At 66.6% G+C, this 17052-nt stretch carries 16 protein-coding genes and 1 pseudogene; 2 read left to right on the top strand and 15 right to left on the bottom strand.

Translation table 11 applies throughout. The features are described from left to right. Positions 1-6: 6 nt before the first annotated feature. Positions 7-1071: an aminoglycoside phosphotransferase family protein gene (locus IDT60_RS06560; RefSeq protein WP_191081324.1), complete on the top strand. Its 1065-nt coding sequence runs from the start codon at positions 7-9 to the stop codon at positions 1069-1071. Here IDT60_RS06560 and IDT60_RS06555 read toward each other — a convergent pair. The 11 genes and pseudogenes from IDT60_RS06555 to dxr all read right to left on the bottom strand — a co-directional run bounded on the left by IDT60_RS06555 (position 1055) and on the right by dxr (position 12510). After that, complete coding sequence (locus tag IDT60_RS06555; protein ID WP_191081323.1) at positions 1055-2449, bottom strand: pyridoxal-dependent decarboxylase; 1395 nt, start codon at positions 2447-2449, stop codon at positions 1055-1057. The two genes, IDT60_RS06560 and IDT60_RS06555, sit on opposite strands and share 17 nt — an antisense overlap. Before the next feature lie 52 nt (positions 2450-2501). Further along, positions 2502-3296 carry a TSUP family transporter gene (locus tag IDT60_RS06550; RefSeq protein WP_191081322.1) on the bottom strand — a complete coding sequence of 265 codons (795 nt, stop codon included), beginning with the start codon at positions 3294-3296 and terminating at the stop codon, positions 2502-2504. 9 nt (positions 3297-3305) lie between these two features. After that, complete coding sequence (locus tag IDT60_RS06545) at positions 3306-5114, bottom strand: proline--tRNA ligase (RefSeq protein WP_191081321.1); 1809 nt, start codon at positions 5112-5114, stop codon at positions 3306-3308. Between the two features lie 350 nt (positions 5115-5464). Further along, entirely contained in the window at positions 5465-6355 is an 891-nt protein-coding gene (locus IDT60_RS06540) for a GNAT family N-acetyltransferase (RefSeq protein WP_164206325.1), read from the bottom strand. Continuing rightward, entirely contained in the window at positions 6318-7484 is a 1167-nt protein-coding gene (gene ispG / locus IDT60_RS06535; protein WP_164201167.1) for a flavodoxin-dependent (E)-4-hydroxy-3-methylbut-2-enyl-diphosphate synthase, read from the bottom strand. Before ispG ends, IDT60_RS06540 begins: the two co-directional genes overlap by 38 nt. A 46-nt stretch (positions 7485-7530) precedes the next feature. Next, positions 7531-7824, bottom strand: a complete 294-nt coding sequence (locus IDT60_RS06530) for a YciI family protein (protein WP_164201169.1) — start codon at positions 7822-7824, stop codon at positions 7531-7533. Positions 7825-7868: 44 nt separating this feature from the next. Continuing rightward, a pseudogene (locus tag IDT60_RS06525) lies at positions 7869-8433 on the bottom strand (hypothetical protein). Further along, positions 8430-9152 carry a MarR family transcriptional regulator gene (locus IDT60_RS06520; RefSeq protein ID WP_223883909.1) on the bottom strand — a complete coding sequence of 241 codons (723 nt, stop codon included), beginning with the start codon at positions 9150-9152 and terminating at the stop codon, positions 8430-8432. The pseudogene IDT60_RS06525 and the gene IDT60_RS06520 overlap by 4 nt, the downstream one beginning before the upstream one ends. A gap of 78 nt (positions 9153-9230) precedes the next feature. Continuing rightward, positions 9231-9929 carry a DUF4386 family protein gene (locus tag IDT60_RS06515; RefSeq protein WP_191081320.1) on the bottom strand — a complete coding sequence of 233 codons (699 nt, stop codon included), beginning with the start codon at positions 9927-9929 and terminating at the stop codon, positions 9231-9233. Between the two features lie 46 nt (positions 9930-9975). After that, positions 9976-11307 (bottom strand): RIP metalloprotease, encoded by a 1332-nt coding sequence (locus tag IDT60_RS06510; protein WP_164201178.1) that lies wholly within the window; start codon positions 11305-11307, stop codon positions 9976-9978. Positions 11308-11325: 18 nt separating this feature from the next. Then, entirely contained in the window at positions 11326-12510 is a 1185-nt protein-coding gene (gene dxr / locus IDT60_RS06505; protein ID WP_191081319.1) for a 1-deoxy-D-xylulose-5-phosphate reductoisomerase, read from the bottom strand. 86 nt (positions 12511-12596) lie between these two features. On the opposite strand from dxr, the gene IDT60_RS06500 reads away from it, so the two are divergent. Then, complete coding sequence (locus tag IDT60_RS06500) at positions 12597-14063, top strand: lipase maturation factor family protein (protein WP_191081318.1); 1467 nt, start codon at positions 12597-12599, stop codon at positions 14061-14063. Between the two features lie 33 nt (positions 14064-14096). Here IDT60_RS06500 and IDT60_RS06495 read toward each other — a convergent pair whose 3' ends face one another. Genes IDT60_RS06495 through IDT60_RS06480 form a run of 4 tightly spaced genes read right to left on the bottom strand, consistent with a single transcriptional unit; the run spans position 14097 to position 17045 of the window. Further along, positions 14097-14936, bottom strand: coding sequence for a CoA ester lyase (locus tag IDT60_RS06495; protein ID WP_191081317.1), 840 nt, complete (start codon positions 14934-14936; stop codon positions 14097-14099). Further along, a complete protein-coding gene (locus IDT60_RS06490) occupies positions 14933-15478 on the bottom strand; it encodes a MaoC family dehydratase (protein WP_164201186.1) in 546 nt (181 codons plus the stop codon). Before IDT60_RS06490 ends, IDT60_RS06495 begins: the two co-directional genes overlap by 4 nt. Further along, positions 15475-16242 carry a CoA transferase subunit B gene (locus IDT60_RS06485; RefSeq protein WP_164201187.1) on the bottom strand — a complete coding sequence of 256 codons (768 nt, stop codon included), beginning with the start codon at positions 16240-16242 and terminating at the stop codon, positions 15475-15477. Before IDT60_RS06485 ends, IDT60_RS06490 begins: the two co-directional genes overlap by 4 nt. A gap of 2 nt (positions 16243-16244) precedes the next feature. Continuing rightward, entirely contained in the window at positions 16245-17045 is an 801-nt protein-coding gene (locus IDT60_RS06480) for a CoA transferase subunit A (protein ID WP_191081316.1), read from the bottom strand. Positions 17046-17052: the final 7 nt, after the last annotated feature.

Raw genomic sequence — 17052 nt, 5'->3', positions numbered from 1 at the left:
CCTCCCGTGAGCGTCCGAAGCACTGTCCTGATCCCGCCGGCCCTCAGCGTGCGGTACAGCCACGACAGCGCAGGACGGGCGTGGCTGGGCTCCCTCCCCGGACTGATCCAGGGGCGGCTGGAGCATTGGGATCTAACTGCGGACCTGCCTGCGGGAGCATCCCCGTGGCATGGCCACGGCGGCGTTGTGATCCCTGTCCGGCTTCCGGACGGGAGCCCGGCGGCCCTCAAGGTTGCCTTTCCCCACGACGAGGCCCGGCTGGAACGCCATGCGCTTGCCCTGTGGGGCGGAGCCGGCGCCGTCCGCATGCTGGATGCCGACGCCGGAACGTGCGCCATGCTGCTCGAGCGGCTGGATGCCGGCTCCTCGCTCCAGACGGTGCAAATGGACGAAGCGGCGGCTGTATGGGGCAGCCTCGTGCGGCAGCTCAGCCTGGTGCCCGACCACCGGCCCGCCTGGCAGGAGTTCGACCACATCGCGGGGCGGGCAGAACAGTGGAGCGATGACCTGCCCGCCGACTGGGAACAGCAGGGCAGGCCATTCCCGCGATGGCTGCTCGAGGCCGCACTGGAGGTCTGCCAGACCCGCGGGGCAGTGGGCCGCCGCTCGGGCCGGGACGTCCTGGTGCACACCGACTTCCACTTTATGAATATCCTGGCCCGGCCCCGGGCATCCGCTGCTGACGGCGCCGGCGGGTCTGCCGGCTTGAGCTACGTGGCAATTGACCCGCAGCCCATGATCGGCGAACCCGAATTCGCGGTGGCCCCGTTGCTGTGGAACCGCCTGGGCGACCTGCCGCGGAGCGATCCCGCTGCAGGGCTGAACCAACGGTGCCTGGACTTCAGCGCCGCCGCAGGCTTGGATGCGGACGCCGCCCGCCAGTGGGCGGTGGCCCGGGAAGTGGAGAACGCGCTCTGGTACGCCTCCCGGCCAGGCCATCGCGGGGATATGCAACGCTCGCTGTGGGTGGCCAGCACGCTGGCCGGGCGAACCCTGGACGGCCTTCCCGCAGCGCACGATTTGCCCGAGCCGTCGGCGGCGTCCGGTGGGAGCGTCAGCCCGCGGCCCTGACTGCTGCGAAAGCCGAGCGGACCGCCTCGACGGCCGTCCCGACGTCGTCCGCATCAGTGCTCCAGTTGCTGACCGAGACGCGCAGGACGTCCCGGCCCTGCCAGCGCGAACCGGACATCCAGACCTTGCCGTCCTCAATGACCTTCGCCGTGACGGCGCGTGTGGTGGCATCATCGCCGAAGGCGAGCGACACCTGGGTGTAGCCGACCTCGTTGAGTACCTCGATGCCCTCAAGCGCAGCCAGCTGCTCCGCCAGCTGACCGGCGCGCAGCACCAGCCCGCGGACCTGGTGCGCCACACCCTCCCGGCCCAATGATCGCAGCGCTGCCCAGACCGGCACGCCCCGGGCCCGGCGTGAGAGCTCGGGCACTTTTTCCAGCGGGTCGGCAGCACCGTCGGCGGCCTGGATCAGGTAGCTGGCATGCACGCCCATGGCGGAGCGCAGGGCGGCGGCGTCCCTGACAACGGCTATGCCGCAGTCATAGGGGACATTGAGGGTCTTATGCGCGTCGCTGGCCCACGAGTCCGCCAGGTCCATCCCGGCAGTGAGCGCAGCAAGTTCGGGCACGGCGGCTGCCCACAGCCCGAACGCTCCGTCCACGTGGACCCAGGCACCGTGTGCCTTCGCGACGCCGACGGCTTCGATGAAGGGATCAAAGGCCCCCGAATGCAGGTTCCCCGCCTGCAGGCAGACGAGGACCGGACCGGAGCCTGCTGACAGTTGCCGGTCGAGCCCGCCTGGCACAATCCTGCCTTGCCTGTCGGAGGGCACAACAGCCGGCCGCCCCAGCCCCAGGTACCGCAGGGCGAGGTCAACCGAGTCGTGCCGTTCCTGGCCTACGAGGCAGCGGAGGCGCGGTGCGCCGAAGAGCCCGTCGCGTTCCAGGTCCCAGCCGGCGCCCGTGAGGAGGCTCCAGCGCGCGGCAGCCAAGCCGGCGAAGTTGGCCATCGTGGCTCCGGTGACAAAGCCGACGTCGGATCCGTCCGGGAGGCCCAGGAGGTCCACCAGCCAGCGGCCCGCAGCGTCCTCGATGGCCGCCATGGCGGGTGCCGAGACCCGGAGCACCGCGTTCTGGTCCCACGCGCTGACCAGCCAGTCGGCGGCCAGGGCGGCAGGCAGCGTTCCGCCGATGACCCAGCCGAAGAACCGACCGGAGGGCATGGCCATCAGCCCGGGTTCGGCCTTGTCCGCCAGGTACTCCACGACGTCAGCGGCAGGAAGGCCCCGGGAAGGGAGGGGACCGCCGAAGGCTGCTGCGAGGTCCCGGGCGCTCTGGGCCGGCCCCACATGCCGCGCGGGTATGCTCTCCAACCACTCGGCCGCCCGACGGGCCGCGGCCGACAATGCTTCCGAATAGGGTTCGCCGCCTGCGGACATACCTGCATGCTACGCCGGGCCAGAGGGGGCTGCGAGGGTTCCGCCTACCCTGTCAGGCGAAGTTTTCCTGCCACACGTCGACGCCGAGTTTGATGATCAGGGCGCCCACCACCACCAGGAAAACCACCCGGATGAAACCGCTGCCCTGCTTCACGGCGGTGCGTGCCCCGAGATAGCCGCCGGCCATGTTGGAAACGCCCAGCACCAGGCCCACACCCCACAGGAGCGATCCATGGGGAAGGAAAAACAGCAGGGCGCCGGCGTTGGTGGCCATGTTCACGATCTTGGCTTTCGCGCTGGCTTCCAGGAAGGCGTAGCCCATGGCGGAGACCAGCGCGATGATAAGGAAGGAACCGGTTCCCGGACCGATCAGGCCATCGTAAAAGCCGATCACGGCACCGATCAGGCATGCCACCACATAGTGCTTGTGGCCGTCATGACGCAGCAGGGTGATGTCACCGACGTTGGGCTTGAGGGCCGTGAAGAGTGCGACGGCGACCAGCGCGGCCACGATGATCGGTTTGAAGACACTGGCCGGCAGCGTAGCGGCCAGCACCGCGCCTCCGAAGCTGCCGGCCAGGGCGATAACCGCCATGGGGATGGCCGTCCGCAGGTCGGGTTTGACCCGCCCGTAGTACGTCACAGCACTGGTGGTGGTGCCGAAAATTGATCCCATTTTGTTGGTCGCCAGCGCCTGGACCGGCGTGATTCCGGGGACCAGCAGCAGGGCGGGCAGCTGGAGCAGCCCGCCGCCGCCCACCACCGCATCCACCCAGCCCGCGGCAAATCCAGCCACCACGATCAGGATGATGGTGGTGAGCTGGATCGATTCGAACCCGGAGATCACCTCCGGAGATCAGCTACGGACGGCGGTGACCACGTAGTCGACGGCCTTGTCCACCGCTACGTTCTCCGCTTCGCCGCTGCGCCGGTCCTTGATCTCCACCACGCCGTCCACCAGGCCCCGGCCGACGGCGAGGATGGTGGGGACACCAACCAGTTCGGCGTCGCCGAACTTGACGCCCGGTGAGACCTTGGGACGGTCATCATAAATAACGTCCAGCCCGGCGGCCTCCAGGTCGAGGGCCAGTTTCTCCGCGGCTGCGAAGATTTCCTCGCCTCGGCCCACAGCCACGACGTGGACATCGGCGGGGGCGACGGCGCGCGGCCAGGTCAGGCCCTTGTCGTCGTGGTTGGATTCGGCCAGGGCCGCGACGGCGCGCGTCACGCCCACGCCGTAGGAACCCATGGTGACAACAACCTGCTTGCCGTTCTGGTCCAGGACCTTCAGCTCGAGGGCTTCGGCGTACTTGCGGCCAAGCTGGAAAATGTGGCCCATCTCGATGCCGCGGGCGATTTCCAGCGGACCGGACCCGTCCGGGGCCTGGTCGCCTTCGCGGACGTCCGTGCATTCGATGACGCCGTCCCAGCCGAAGTCGCGTCCGGCAACGAGTCCGAACACGTGCTTTCCGGCCTCGTTGGCACCGGTCACCCACGCGCTACCGCTGACCACGCGGGGATCGACGAGGTAGAGGAGCTTGGTCGCGCTGTCGCTTCCCAGCAGGGGTTCCTCCAGCGTCATGCCGGGGCCAAGGTAGCCCTTGACGATGAGGGGCTGCTTCTTGAGGTCGTCGTCGTTGGCGGCTTCGAGTCCGATTTCGCCGGCGATGGGCAGGAAGGAACCGATGTTGGCTTCGACGCGCTTCAGGTCCACCCCGCGGTCACCCGGAAGGCCAATGACCACCAGCTGGCGTTCACCGGTGGGCAGGGTGACGGCCAGGACAACGTTCTTGAGCGTGTCAGCGGCAGTCCACGGGCCGCCCTCGGCCTCGGTGCGGGGAGCAAGTACATTGGCGGAGGCCACCAGGGTGTCGATGGTGGGGGTATCCGGAGTGTCCAGGACTTCGGCCGCCGGGGCACCGCTGAAGTCGATGTCCGCCGGCACCACCGTGGTCACTGCCTCGACGTTGGCTGCATAGCCGCCCGCGGACCGCACGAAGGTGTCCTCGCCGACCTCAGTCGGGTGCAGGAACTCCTCGCTCTTGGAGCCGCCCATGGCACCGGCGGTGGCTGCGACCGGAATGACTTCCAGGCCCAGCCGCTCGAAGATGCGGATGTATGCCGCGCGGTGCGCCGCGTAGCTGGCGTCCAGGCCGGCGTCGTCCACGTCGAAGGAGTAAGAGTCCTTCATGATGAACTCGCGGCCGCGCAGCAGGCCTGCCCGGGGCCGCGCTTCGTCGCGGTACTTGTTCTGGATCTGGTAAAGGCTCAGGGGCAGGTCCTTGTACGAGGAGTACAGGTCCTTGACCAGGAGGGTGAACATTTCCTCATGCGTGGGAGCCAGCAGGTAGTCCGCACCTTTGCGGTCCTGGAGCCGGAAGAGGCCCTCGCCGTATTCGGTCCAGCGGTTGGTGGCCTCGTAGGGTTCCCGCGGCAGCAGGGCCGGGAAATGCACTTCCTGGGCACCGATCGCCGCCATTTCCTCGCGGATCACCGCTTCGACCTTGCGCAGCACACTCAGCCCGAGCGGCAGCCACGTGTAGATGCCCGGTGCCGCGCGCCGGATGTAGCCGGCCCGCACCAGGAGCCGGTGGCTGGCCACCTCGGCATCGACGGGATCTTCACGCAGGGTGCGCAGGAAAAGCTGGGACAGTCTTGTGACCACGGGCGGGTATCCGTTTCTGGGGAATGGCTGCTGGAAGCAGAGCCGGGCAATTCGTCTGGGTACTAATCTACCGGCAATCCGCGCTCCGTCCCGCAGTCCGCAGTCCCCCGGCCCCGGAGTCACGCAGTCACGCAGTCACGCAATAGAGCCACGCCCGGAATACAGAGCCCCTGGCCGTGAACGGCTGGTCATTGCATTCAGGCGTGGCTCTACGGCCGTTGACGCTTAGATACTGGTGAGGACTGGTGAGACCGCCCACCCACTCCAGCGCAGCTAGATCGAACCTATGTGATGGCGGGCACCTTTGACAAGGAATTTCTCCATTCGAAGGTTTTGAGGGGCACGGAAGCCTAAAACAAGACGGTTGCGAACGTGCCGACCTGCTGGAACCCCACCCGTTCGTAGGTGGACCGTGCGCGGAGGTTGAAGCCGTTGACGTAAAGACTGGTCACCGGCGCCAAAGCACGGGCCTTCTCCACTACTGCTGCCATGTAGCCCGCGCTCAGCCCCTGGCCGCGGTAGCCGGGGTTCATCCAGACACCCTGGATCTGTGTAACGTCGGCCGTGACTGCTCCGAGTTCGGCCTTGAACACCACTTCACCGGAGTCGTTGACGTGTGCCAGTGAATGACCCTGGCGGATGAGGCCCTCCACACGGCGGCTGTAGAACTCCTTGCCGCCGAGGAACGGCGAGTAGCCCACTTCCTCTTCGAACATGGCAGCACAGGCCGGCAGAATGCGGTCAAAATCGGCCAGCCTGCCCAGCGCGAGATCAGTGTTCGGCTCCACCGCCGGCGGACCGGAGAGAGTCATCAGCGGCTGCTCGTCCCGCACCTCGTGGGCGGCATGCCCCAACTCAGCCAGTTCAGCATAGAGGGCGAGGACTGAGGCCGCAGGACCGAACGCGGAGGCAAAGCGGCGGCCGGACGCGCTCGCCGTTTCTGCTACCAGCCCGGCAAACCCGGGGTCCAGTTCCACCGGAACGAGGTTCGCTCCCGCCCAGCACGCGCCCAGGAGGATGCCGTCGTCGAACACGCCCAGGACAGCAGCGCCGCCAGTGGTGGGCGCCGCTGACCCCGCCGTCCTGAGATGGGCGAGGATGAAGACATTGGCTACCGGATCCTGCAGGGCAAGGCGCCGAAGGGCCGGGGTGTCCGCGCCGGAAAGGGCACGGACGGTGACCCCCTCCGGTTCGGCGTCGGGTTTATGAGACGCTAACCACGGGGCTACCTTTGACAGCATCTTCGCCATCGGCCTCCCCCATCTCCTCGGCAATGCGCATGGCCTCTTCGATCAGTGTCTCAACAATTTCACTCTCAGGCACAGTCTTAATGACTTCGCCCTTCACAAAGATCTGGCCCTTGCCGTTGCCCGAGGCCACGCCGAGGTCGGCTTCACGGGCTTCACCGGGTCCGTTCACCACGCAGCCCATCACGGCCACGCGCAGCGGAATCTCCATGCCTTCCAGTCCGGCGGTGACTTGCTCGGCCAGAGTGTAGACGTCCACCTGGGCACGTCCGCAGGACGGGCACGAGACGATCTCCAGCTTGCGCGGACGCAGGTTCAGGGACTGAAGGATCTGGTTGCCCACCTTGATTTCCTCCACCGGCGGGGCCGAGAGGGAAACGCGGATGGTGTCGCCGATGCCCTTGGCCAGGAGTGCCCCGAAGGCGGTAGCGGACTTGATGGTCCCCTGGAAGGCCGGTCCGGCCTCGGTGACGCCCAGGTGCAGCGGCCAGTCACCCTTCTCCGCGAGCATCTCGTAGGCCGCCACCATGATGACGGGGTCATTGTGCTTGACGGAGATCTTGAAGTCGTGGAATCCGTGCTCCTCGAACAGCGATGCTTCCCAGACTGCCGACTCAACGAGGGCTTCCGGTGTGGCCTTGCCGTATTTCTTGAGGATGCCGGGCTCCAGGGAGCCGGCGTTGACACCGATCCGGATGGACGTTCCGTGGTCCTTTGCCGCGCGGGCGATTTCCTTGATCTGGTCATCGAACTTGCGGATATTTCCCGGGTTCACCCGCACTGCCGCGCAGCCGGCTTCGATCGCCGCAAAAACGTACTTGGGCTGGAAGTGGATGTCCGCTATCACGGGGATCTGGGACTTGCGCGCGATGATGGGCAACGCCTCGGCATCGTCGGCTGACGGGCAGGCAACGCGCACAATGTCGCAGCCTGACGCAGTCAGCTCCGCGATCTGCTGCAGTGTGGCGTTGATGTCCGTTGTGGGGGTGGTGGTCATGGACTGCACGCTGATGGGCGAGTCCGAGCCGACTCCCACCGATCCCACCTTGATCTGGCGCGTCTTGCGGCGGGGGGCGAGGACAGGCGGCGGTGCTGACGGCATTCCCAGGCTGACCGAGGTCACGTGGACTCCTTGGGTAGGTATTTCGGGAGGAAAAGTGGTACGGAGATCAGGACGCGTGCGGGGCCAGGAGGCCTATCACGGGGGTCCATTCGGCAGTGCGGATCCCGGCGATGGTTCCGGCAATGGCGAACGGGTCCTGCTTGAGCAGCTCATTCAGCCGGGTTTCGTCCTGGACCTTGAAGATCAGCAGCGCACCCGCCCCGTCACCATAGGGTCCGCTGGTCAGCAACTGGCCGCCTTCCGCCAGGCCTGCCAGCCACGCGCGGTGCGCAGGGCGGTGTTCATCAAGGGCGGCGGTGGAATCGGCGGCGTACACGTACTCAACGGCAAAAACAGTCATAAGGACACCCTATCGCCCGGGGCGGGCTGCCGCCGATCCGAAACCTACTGCAGCAAGAACACCTTCACGATCGCTCCGGTGCCGGCCGCCCACAGCATCGACGTCAGCGTTCCAATGATGAACCGCTCTGCAGCCACCGGCGTTTCCCTTGAGTTCGGCAAACCTGCCCAGGCCCTTGATGGCCACAATGTAGGCAATAGCCACCGGCTGCCCGGTCAGGATGGCCAGGCAGACGCCCAGGCGTTCGAGCACCCCGATAATGGCACCGCCGCGCAGAATTCGCTGGGCCGGAACTGCGGGACCCGGCTGCCCGGGACCTTCAGCTTCCGGGTGGGTGGCGTCCGACGGCGGCCTGTCGCCGCCCGCTGTCAGCTCGCCGTCAACGGTCTGACCGGGCTGCTGATCATCCGCCGGAATGTCCGGCAGGTTGTCCACCGTCACATCTGCTGACGGATCCTGGCCGGAGTCACGGCCTGCGGCACCGCCGGCCTTCGCTGCGGCGTCGGCCTTGTCATCGATGGTCCTGGCCAGCCGGAACACCAGCGAGGTCACAGGCCAGCCCGCAAAACCCGCCACCAGGAGGGCCGCTGCGATCCAGAGTGCGTTCACCGGTTCCCCTCGGTCGAAGTATCCCCTACCTGGACTGTCCACGGCGCAGGTGTCCCCGACGGAGCAAGGATCCGGGCGTGGGCGCACTCCAGGAGCATGGCGGCGGCAGGCCTGGCAGCTGCCTCTTCCGGCCAGCCGGACCGCAGCAGGGCACGGCTTACCGACTGCTCGGTGATCCCCAGCTCCCGGGCCACATGTTTCTGGCTGCCGTGACGGCCTTCGCCGCCCTGGTAGGCGCGCAGGCTGTCCACCACGCGCCACTGGGCCGGCGTGCGTTGCTGCACAACGCGTCCCAGCAAGCGGAGCACCGCCTGGGCGTGTGCACTGGTCATGGCTCCCTTCCCGGCATCGGGACGTAGGTCCCGGCCACGTCCCATACTGCCGGACACCACCGACAACGGCACCTGGGCCGCCGCGCCCTTGGCCAGTTCCACTGCCTTCCGCGCTGCCACAAAGCCGCTGCCGGTGCCTTCCCGGGGGCTGCCGCCGGGAACCAGCTGCACCGCCCCGATCCCGATCCCGACGTACCAGTGTCCGTCCCGGAGCGCATGGAGCGCTATGTCCACGACGTCCGCAGCGTGTTCCACGACACCCTGGAGCTCGTCGCCTACCGAACGCTCGAACGGGGCAGGTGTGAGGCTGCCCAATGCGGAAATCAGGCCTGGAACCCGGTCCATGTCTGCAGTGCTTCCGCGCTGGTCGATGGTCAGTACGTACATGCCATAAACCGTACGCAGGCAAGAGGAAATAATCAATCACTAATAGCTGATTATTAAGAATCAGCCATATATGGCTGATTAGCTGGAATCAGCCGTCAGCCGCTGTGATTCCGGCGGAACAGCGCTCCGCCGGGTCGCCTCCCACGCCATCCACACCGCGGCAACTCCCATCAGCAGGCCCCCGGCACTCTGGGTAGGCAGGCTGCTTCCGGTGGTGGCCTGCCCCAGGATCACGCCGAGGACATAGAACAGCACGGCTCCTGCCGCCCAGAGCACCCCGGCCCACCGCGGCAGGACCCGGGAACGCCATACTGCGATCCCCAGCAGGAGGTTGCCGGCACAGGCCAGCAGGAGGCCCAGCAGGAACGCCCCGTTCATCGATCCCGGGAATTCCAACTGCATCACGTCCTGGTTTCCAGCCAGGTAGGCCTTACCGATGGCGGGAGTGGCGAACGTGGAAATCACAGCGGGCACCAGCAGCAGTGCGGTACCGGCCACTGCACTGACCATTGCTGTCAACGCGAGGCCTCCGGTCCGGCTGCCGGCAAGGCAGCACCCCAGCGCAAAGGTCCCCAAGATGGCCAGGATGGTGCCGCCGGTGCCGCCCAGCAGATGGCCCATCTGGTACGAATCGGAGCTGACGAACCTGGCCCAGGCTTCCGGGTCCCGGGCCGCGTCCGGCTGTGGCTCCAGCGAGGACCAGGCCGTAACGAGCCAGGCAACGGCCAGCGCCCACAAACCGGCCTGGACCCAACGGCTTACTTTCTGCGGGCTCATTTTTGTTCACCTTTCTCCGCGAAGGCATCAGGCAGCGCGAGGCATCTCAGCCGAAGAGGTTCACCGGCTTCACAATGTCCGCGTAGATCAGCAGCGCGCTCATGCCCATCAGCAGCACGGCCACCACATAGGTCACGGGAAGCAGTTTGGCGATGTCGAAAGCTCCCGGGTCCGGTTTGCCGAACAGCCTGGCCACCTGCCGCCGTGCCCCCTCATAGAGCGCTCCGGCCACATGCCCGCCGTCGAGCGGCAGCAGCGGGATCAGGTTGAAGACCGCGAGCGCAAAGTTGAGGCCGGCCAGCAGGCCCACCAGTGCGCCAAGCCTGGACTGGAGCGGCACCTCTTCCATGGCCGCCACTTCGCCGGCTACGCGTCCCACGCCCACCACGCTGATGGGACCGTTCGGATCGCGCTCTTCCTCGCTGAAGGCGGCCTTTGCCACACCGACCACCCTCGCGGGCAGATTGAGGACAACCCCGGCCACCTGCCTGATGTTCTCCCCCGCCATGGGCAGGACGGACGACGCCGGCTGGGCCACCAGTTCGGTCTGCGCGCCGATGCCGAGAAAGCCCACGTCCTGGTACAGGAGATTGCCGGCGTCATCCTTTGCCTGGCGTCCGTCCACGCCCACGACGGGGCGGGCGGACAGGACGGGGGTCACCGTGGTGGTAACCGGTCCGCCGTCGCGCTCCACGGTGATGGCGACTTCCCTGCCGGCGGAGGCGCGGATCCACTCGGTCAGCTGGTCCCAGCCCGTGACTGCTTTTCCGTCAAAGGAGGTGACCACATCGTTCGGCAGGAGCCCGGCAGCCGCAGCGGGAGTCAGCTGGCAGTCCGGCGAATCGGGGTCCACCGTCTGCCCCGCAGCCACCTGGCACTTGGACACATCGGAAATGGTGGTGGTGGCTGTGGCCACGCCAAAGCCCATCAACAGGACAGCGGTCAGCACCACGCCGATCAGCAGGTTCATGACCGGGCCGCCGAGCATCACGATGATTTTTTTCCAGACCGGCAGGCGGTAGAAGACGCGGTTCCCGTCCTCCGGGCCAACCTCCTCGTGGGCCAGGGATCGCGCCTCCGTGGCCAGTGTCTGGAACATGCCGGTGCTGGAAGGCCGGACCGTTCCGTCGTCCTTGTTGGGCGGGTACATCCCGATCATGGACACGTAGCCGCCCAGCGGGATTGCCTTCACACCGTATTCGGTCTCGCCTTTGCGCCTGGACCAGAGCGTGGGGCCGAAGCCGATCATGTACTTGGTGACGCGCACCTTGAACAGCTTGGCGGGCACCAGGTGCCCCACTTCGTGGAGCGCAATGGACACGGCAATGCCGATCGCCACAAAGACGACGCCGAGGATAAAAAGGAGGATGGGGCTCATGCGTGGATCTGCTGCTTCCTAGAGACTGCTTACTGCCAAACGTTCGTGGGCGCGTGTTCGTGCCCAGCCTTCAGCATCCAGCACCGACTCAAGGGTCAGCTCCGAGGATCCTGGGTGTTCGCTGAGGACAGCATCGATGGTGTCCACAATGTCGGTGAAGCGGATGCGGCCGGCATGGAACGCCAGGACTGCTTCCTCGTTGGCCGCGTTGAAGACGGCAGGGTAGGTGCTGCCCTGTTTGGCGGCGTCCTTGGCCAGGTCCACGGCCGGGAACGCTGCGCTGTCCAGCGGTTCGAAGGTCCAGCTGGTGGCCCGGGTCCAGTCACACGGGGACGCCGCGTTCGCCACTCTGTCCGGCCAGCCAAGCCCCAGGGCGATGGGCAGTCGCATGTCCGGCGGTGAGGCCTGGGCGATGACGGACCCGTCAATGAACTGGACCATGGAGTGGACCACCGACTGCGGGTGCACCACAACATCGATCCGGTCCAGCGGCACGTCAAACAGCAGGTGGGCTTCGATCAGCTCAAGGCCCTTGTTGACCAGGGTTGCCGAATTGGTGGTGACCATCAGGCCCATATCCCAGGTGGGGTGTGCCAGGGCCTCCTGCGGCGAAACATCGTGCAGCTGCTCCCGGGTCCGTCCGCGGAACGGCCCGCCGGACGCCGTCAGGATGAGCTTCTCCACCTCGGCCGCCGAGCCGGAGCGCAGGCATTGCGCGATGGCCGAATGTTCGGAGTCCACCGGGACGATCTGGCCTTCGCGGGCTGCGGCCTTGACCAGCGCGCCACCCACAATCAGCGATTCCTTGTTGGCCAGTGCCAACGTGGCACCGGACTTCAGCGCAGCGAGCGTGGGGGCGAGGCCGATGGAACCGGTGATGCCGTTGAGCACCACGTCCGCGTCCACGGCTGCGATGCGCGCCGAGGCATCCGGGCCGTGGATGATCTCCGGACGGTAGCCCTGCTTGCCGGCACGGCGTGCGGCTTCGGCGATCAGCTCCTGCAGGCGCCGGGGATCACCGGAGGCGATGCCGACGGCGGTAGCGCCGGTGTGGACCGCCTGGCGGGCAAGGAGTTCCAGGTTCCCGCCGCCTGCACTGAGTGCCACCACCTCGAACAGGTGCGGGGCGCCGTCGACGACGTCAATCGCCTGGGTGCCGATGGAACCGGTGGATCCGAGGAGGACGATTCTGCGAGGCTGCATGGATCAAGTATCCCGCACTCCGGGGCCCGTCCGGATCTGCCGTCCGGCCCTAGGAGCCGGGAACGGCCAGGCGTAACGTGGATTGCGTGGACTGGGTTTCCTGGTTCGATGCGCCGGACTACGAATTCGCGCGGCAAGTGCTGCAGCGCGGCATTGCAGTGCTGTACTTCGTGGCGTTTCTGTCCTCCCTCAACCAGTTCCCGGCATTACTTGGCGAACACGGGCTCCTTCCCGTTCCGCGGTATCTGGAGGGGTTCAGCGTCCGGCGCCGGCCCACGCTCTTCCGCTGGCGCTACTCGGACCGGCTGCTGCGATGGGTCTGCGCGGCGGGTCTGGTTATTTCCGCGCTGCTAATGGCCGGCCTCCCCCAGCTCGGCCCGCCCTGGGTTCCGATGCTCGCTTTCCTTGCCCTGTGGCTGCTCTACATGTCGATCGTCAACGTGGGCCAGACCTTTTACGGCTTCGGGTGGGAAATGCTGATCCTCGAAGCCGGTTTCACCGTCGCATTCCTCGGCTCAGACCAGACAGAGCCGCCCCGAACCATCCTGATCCTGGTGGCCTGGCTGGTGTTCCGCCTGGAGTTCGGCGCCGGCATGATCAAGATCCGCGGCGGCCGGGAATGGCGTGACCTGACAGCGCTGTACTACCACCACGAGACGCAGCCAATGCCCGGTCCTTTGAGCCGGCAGGCGCACCTGCTGCCCAAACCCTTCCACCGGCTCGAGGTGCTCGGGAACCACTTCGCGCAGCTGATCGTGCCGTTTTTCCTCTTCGCCCCGCAGCCCCTGGCCAGCATTGCCGCCGGAATTATCGTCTTCACGCAGCTGTGGCTGGTGGCCAGCGGCAACTTTGCGTGGCTGAACTGGATCGCCATTGTGCTGGCTTTCGCCGCCGTCAGCGACCCCGTTGCCCATGCTGTGTTCCCGTTCCTGCCCCTGGACTGGCACCCTGGTGCGGGCACGCGCGGGAACCCGCCATATTGGCTTGCCCTCACTCTCGCCGCCACGATCCTGCTGGTGGTGCTGAGCTACTGGCCGCTGCGCAACCTCATCTCCAAGGGCCAGCTGATGAATGCCAGCTTCAACCGCTGGCAGCTTGTCAACACCTACGGCGCGTTCGGCACAGTGACCAGGCAGCGCATCGAGATTGTGGTTGAAGGCACTCTCGACGCGGACCCGGATGATGCGGCGGCCTGGCGCGAGTACGGGTTCAAGGGCAAGCCCGGGGACGTGCGCAGGCTGCCGCGGCAGTGGGCGCCTTACCACCTGCGGCTGGACTGGCTGATGTGGTTCCTGCCTTTGCGGACGGTGCACGAGGAGTGGTTTTACGCCTTCCTCGGCAAGCTCCTGGAGGCCGATCCGCGGACCCTGCGGCTTCTTCGCGAGGACCCGTTCGACGGCGAACCGCCACGTTGGGTGCGCGTCAACAGTTACCTGTACCGTTTCGCCACCCGGAGCGAGTTTCGGGAATCCCGGGAGCGGTGGGTCAGGACACTGCTGTATGAGGCCATCCCGCCGGTCTCACTCCGCGGTTCCCGCGGGCGGCGGCGGTGATCACCCGGGATGTTGGTGATCACCCGGGATGTTTCAGGCGTGCGTGCCGGCCCTGCGGAGCGTGGCTTCGGCGTGCTTGAGGATGGGCCCGTCGATCATCTTGCCGTTGAACTGGAAAACGCCCGACCCTGCCGCCGCGGCGGCCCGCAACAGTTCCTGGGCAGCGGTGACGTCCACCTCGGACGGCGCATAGGCGCCGCGGACAACGTTCGACTGGCTGGGGTGAATGCAGGCCTTGGAACTGAACCCTGACGCAACAGCGTCGGCGGCCTCCGCAGCGAGCCCGGAAAGGTCCGGGATGTTGACGTAGACGGCATCCACGGCTTCCTTGCCAAACGCCCGGGCGGCGATGAGAACCGCGGAACGGGCGTGCAGCGCCACGGCGCGGTAGCCGCCGTCGTCCCTCCTGCTGGAGGTGCCGCCCAGGGAGGCGAGCAGGTCCTCGGCGCCCCACATCAGGGCCACCACGTTCGGGGCAGCCGCGATGGCGGGTGCATTGAGGATTCCGGCGGCGGTCTCGCACAGGGCAATGACGTGGTAATCCTTGAGTGCTTCCAGCTGCCCCGCGTCCTCCGCCTTGGCCAGCATCACCGTGCGGTACGGCGTATGGGCCAGGCAATGCAGGTCCTTCTCGAATTCGTCCGTGCCCGCCGGATTGAGGCGGACGATGGTCCGGCTGGGATCGAGTTCGGGGCCGACGCCCGCAGCACCGAGCTGGGCGAGGATCGCGCCGCGGGCCCGCTGTTTGTCCGCGGGAGCCACGGCGTCCTCCAGGTCCAGGATGACGGCGTCGGCGCGTTCGGCTGCCTTCTGGAAGCGTTCGGGACGGTCGGCGGGGCAGAACAGAAGGGCGGGACCCATCACAAATGTCATACGGACATTGTCCCCTTTTCGCTGCCCTCTTCGCTCCCCTTTTCCGGTTCCGCGGGACGCCCGGCGTGGGCGTCCCGCGTCCACATCAGGCAGCTCCGCGTGGCCAGGGCCACCACGGTGCCGTCCTGGTTCCTGCCGGTATGCTGCATTGTCACGATTCCCTGGCCCGGCCGTGATTCCGAGAGCCGCTTCCGGGTGATCACGGTCTCGGTGTAGAGCGTGTCGCCGTGGTACAGCGGATGGGGAAAGGAAACGTCCGTCAGGCCCAGCTGGGCGATGATGGTGCCCTGGGTCAGCTGCGATACTGACTGCCCCACCACAGTGGACAGCGTGAACATGGAGTTGACCAGGCGCTGGCCAAATGGCTGGCCTGCGCTCCAGGCGGCGTCCAGATGCAGGGCCTGGGTGTTCATGGTCAGCGTGGTGAAGAGGACGTTGTCCGCCTCTGTCACGGTGCGTCCGGGCCGGTGCGCGTAGACAACGTCCTCGTCCAGCTCGTCGAAGTAGAGGCCGCGCTGTTCAATGACGCGCCGGCCTGTCATACAGTGAGCTCCTGGTCCTCTTCGAAGAGCTCCGCCCCCGTGGCCGCAACGACCTCCTCGACGGACACGTTGGGTGCGAGTTCGCGGAGCACCAGACGGGACTGCCCGCCTTCGGTGACAACATCGATCACGGCGAGGTCGGTGATGATCCGGTCCACGCAGCCCTTCCCCGTCAGCGGCAAGGTGCACTGCTCCACGATCTTCGGGCGGCCGTTCCGGTCAACGTGCTCCATCATCACGATCACCTTTTTGGCCCCAAAAACCAGGTCCATGGCGCCGCCCATGCCTTTGACCATCTTGCCGGGGATCATCCAGTTGGCCAGGTCACCGTTCCGGGCCACTTCCATGGCACCCAGAACTGCCACATCCACGTGCCCGCCACGGATCATGCCGAACGACGCGGCCGAATCAAAGAAGGCCGCCCCCTTGTTGACGGTGACGGTTTCCTTGCCGGCATTGATCAGGTCCGGATCCACGGCATCCTCGGCCGGGTAGGGCCCGACGCCGAGGATCCCGTTTTCCGAGTGCAGGACCACTTCCACACCGGCGGGAATGTAATTGGGAATCAGCGTCGGCATGCCGATGCCCAGGTTGACATATTGCCCGTTGCTGAGCTCCCGCGCCACGCGTGCAGCGAGTTCGTTGCGGGTCCAGCCCTTTGTGTCCGGGTTGATGCCCTCCGGGTGCCCTGCGGTGGAACGGCGGTATTCGGGCCGGACTGCTTCGGGGCGGGGAGGCGCTCCCTGCGTGCTGTTCGACTCCATGGCTACGCTCCTGCCTGTGATGTGTCTGTGGCCTGCCCAGGTGCTGATGCCGGCGGGAAGGCCACGGTCCGCTTTTCAATCCGCTTCTCGCCGTCGGGCACCACCACCACCCTCTGCACGAAGATGCCGGGTACATGGACGTGCTCCGGATCGAGTTCGCCCGGTTCCACAAGCTGCTCCACTTCGGCGATGGTGATCCTGCCGGCCATGGCACAGAGGGGGTTGAAGTTCATGGCGGTGGCGTGAAAGACGAGGTTGCCGTGGCGGTCGCCCTTCCACGCGTGCACCAGTCCGTAGTCGGGCGTCAGTGACTCCTCAAGGACGTAGTCAACCCCGTTGAACGTCCGCACCTCCTTGGGTGCGGAGGCGATCGCAACCCCGCCGTCGGCGTCGTACTTCTGGGGAAGCCCGCCCTCGGACACCTGGGTGCCCACGCCCGCCTTGGTGTAAAAGGCGGGGATGCCGGCGCCGCCGGCGCGGAGTTTCTCGGCGAGGGTGCCCTGCGGGGTCAGCACAACTTCCAGCTCACCGGCCAGGTACTGGCGGGCGAACTCCTTGTTCTCGCCGACGTAGGAGCTGACGGTGCGCCGGATCCGGCCGTCGCGGAGGAGGACGCCCAGACCCCAGTCGTCCACGCCGCAGTTGTTGCTTACGGTCTCCAGGTTCCGGGTGCCGTGCCTGTGCGGGGCGTCAATCAGGGCCACGGGGATCCCGCACAGGCCGAACCCTCCCACCGCGAGCGACGCACCGTCCGGGATGTCCGCTATGGCTTCCTCGGCGCTGGCAACAACCTTGTTAATCATCAGTGAT

Origin of the sequence: Pseudarthrobacter sp. BIM B-2242, from assembly GCF_014764445.1 — a bacterium.
Lineage (GTDB): Bacteria > Actinomycetota > Actinomycetes > Actinomycetales > Micrococcaceae > Arthrobacter > Arthrobacter luteus_A.
The sequence above is the reverse complement of the archived record's forward strand: the minus strand, read 5'-3'. Positions and strand labels throughout refer to the sequence as shown.

Coding starts and splice junctions, on each gene's coding strand:
- IDT60_RS06555 (WP_191081323.1), bottom strand. CDS start 2,449: ATGTCCGCAGGCGGCGAACCCTATTCGGAAGCATTGTCGGCCGCGGCC.
- IDT60_RS06540 (WP_164206325.1), bottom strand. CDS start 6,355: ATGCTGTCAAAGGTAGCCCCGTGGTTAGCGTCTCATAAACCCGACGCC.
- IDT60_RS06530 (WP_164201169.1), bottom strand. CDS start 7,824: ATGACTGTTTTTGCCGTTGAGTACGTGTACGCCGCCGATTCCACCGCC.
- IDT60_RS06520 (WP_223883909.1), bottom strand. CDS start 9,152: ATGTACGTACTGACCATCGACCAGCGCGGAAGCACTGCAGACATGGAC.
- IDT60_RS06515 (WP_191081320.1), bottom strand. CDS start 9,929: ATGAGCCCGCAGAAAGTAAGCCGTTGGGTCCAGGCCGGTTTGTGGGCG.
- IDT60_RS06510 (WP_164201178.1), bottom strand. CDS start 11,307: ATGAGCCCCATCCTCCTTTTTATCCTCGGCGTCGTCTTTGTGGCGATC.
- dxr (WP_191081319.1), bottom strand. CDS start 12,510: ATGCAGCCTCGCAGAATCGTCCTCCTCGGATCCACCGGTTCCATCGGC.
- IDT60_RS06495 (WP_191081317.1), bottom strand. CDS start 14,936: ATGACATTTGTGATGGGTCCCGCCCTTCTGTTCTGCCCCGCCGACCGT.
- IDT60_RS06490 (WP_164201186.1), bottom strand. CDS start 15,478: ATGACAGGCCGGCGCGTCATTGAACAGCGCGGCCTCTACTTCGACGAG.
- IDT60_RS06485 (WP_164201187.1), bottom strand. CDS start 16,242: ATGGAGTCGAACAGCACGCAGGGAGCGCCTCCCCGCCCCGAAGCAGTC.
- IDT60_RS06480 (WP_191081316.1), bottom strand. CDS start 17,045: ATGATTAACAAGGTTGTTGCCAGCGCCGAGGAAGCCATAGCGGACATC.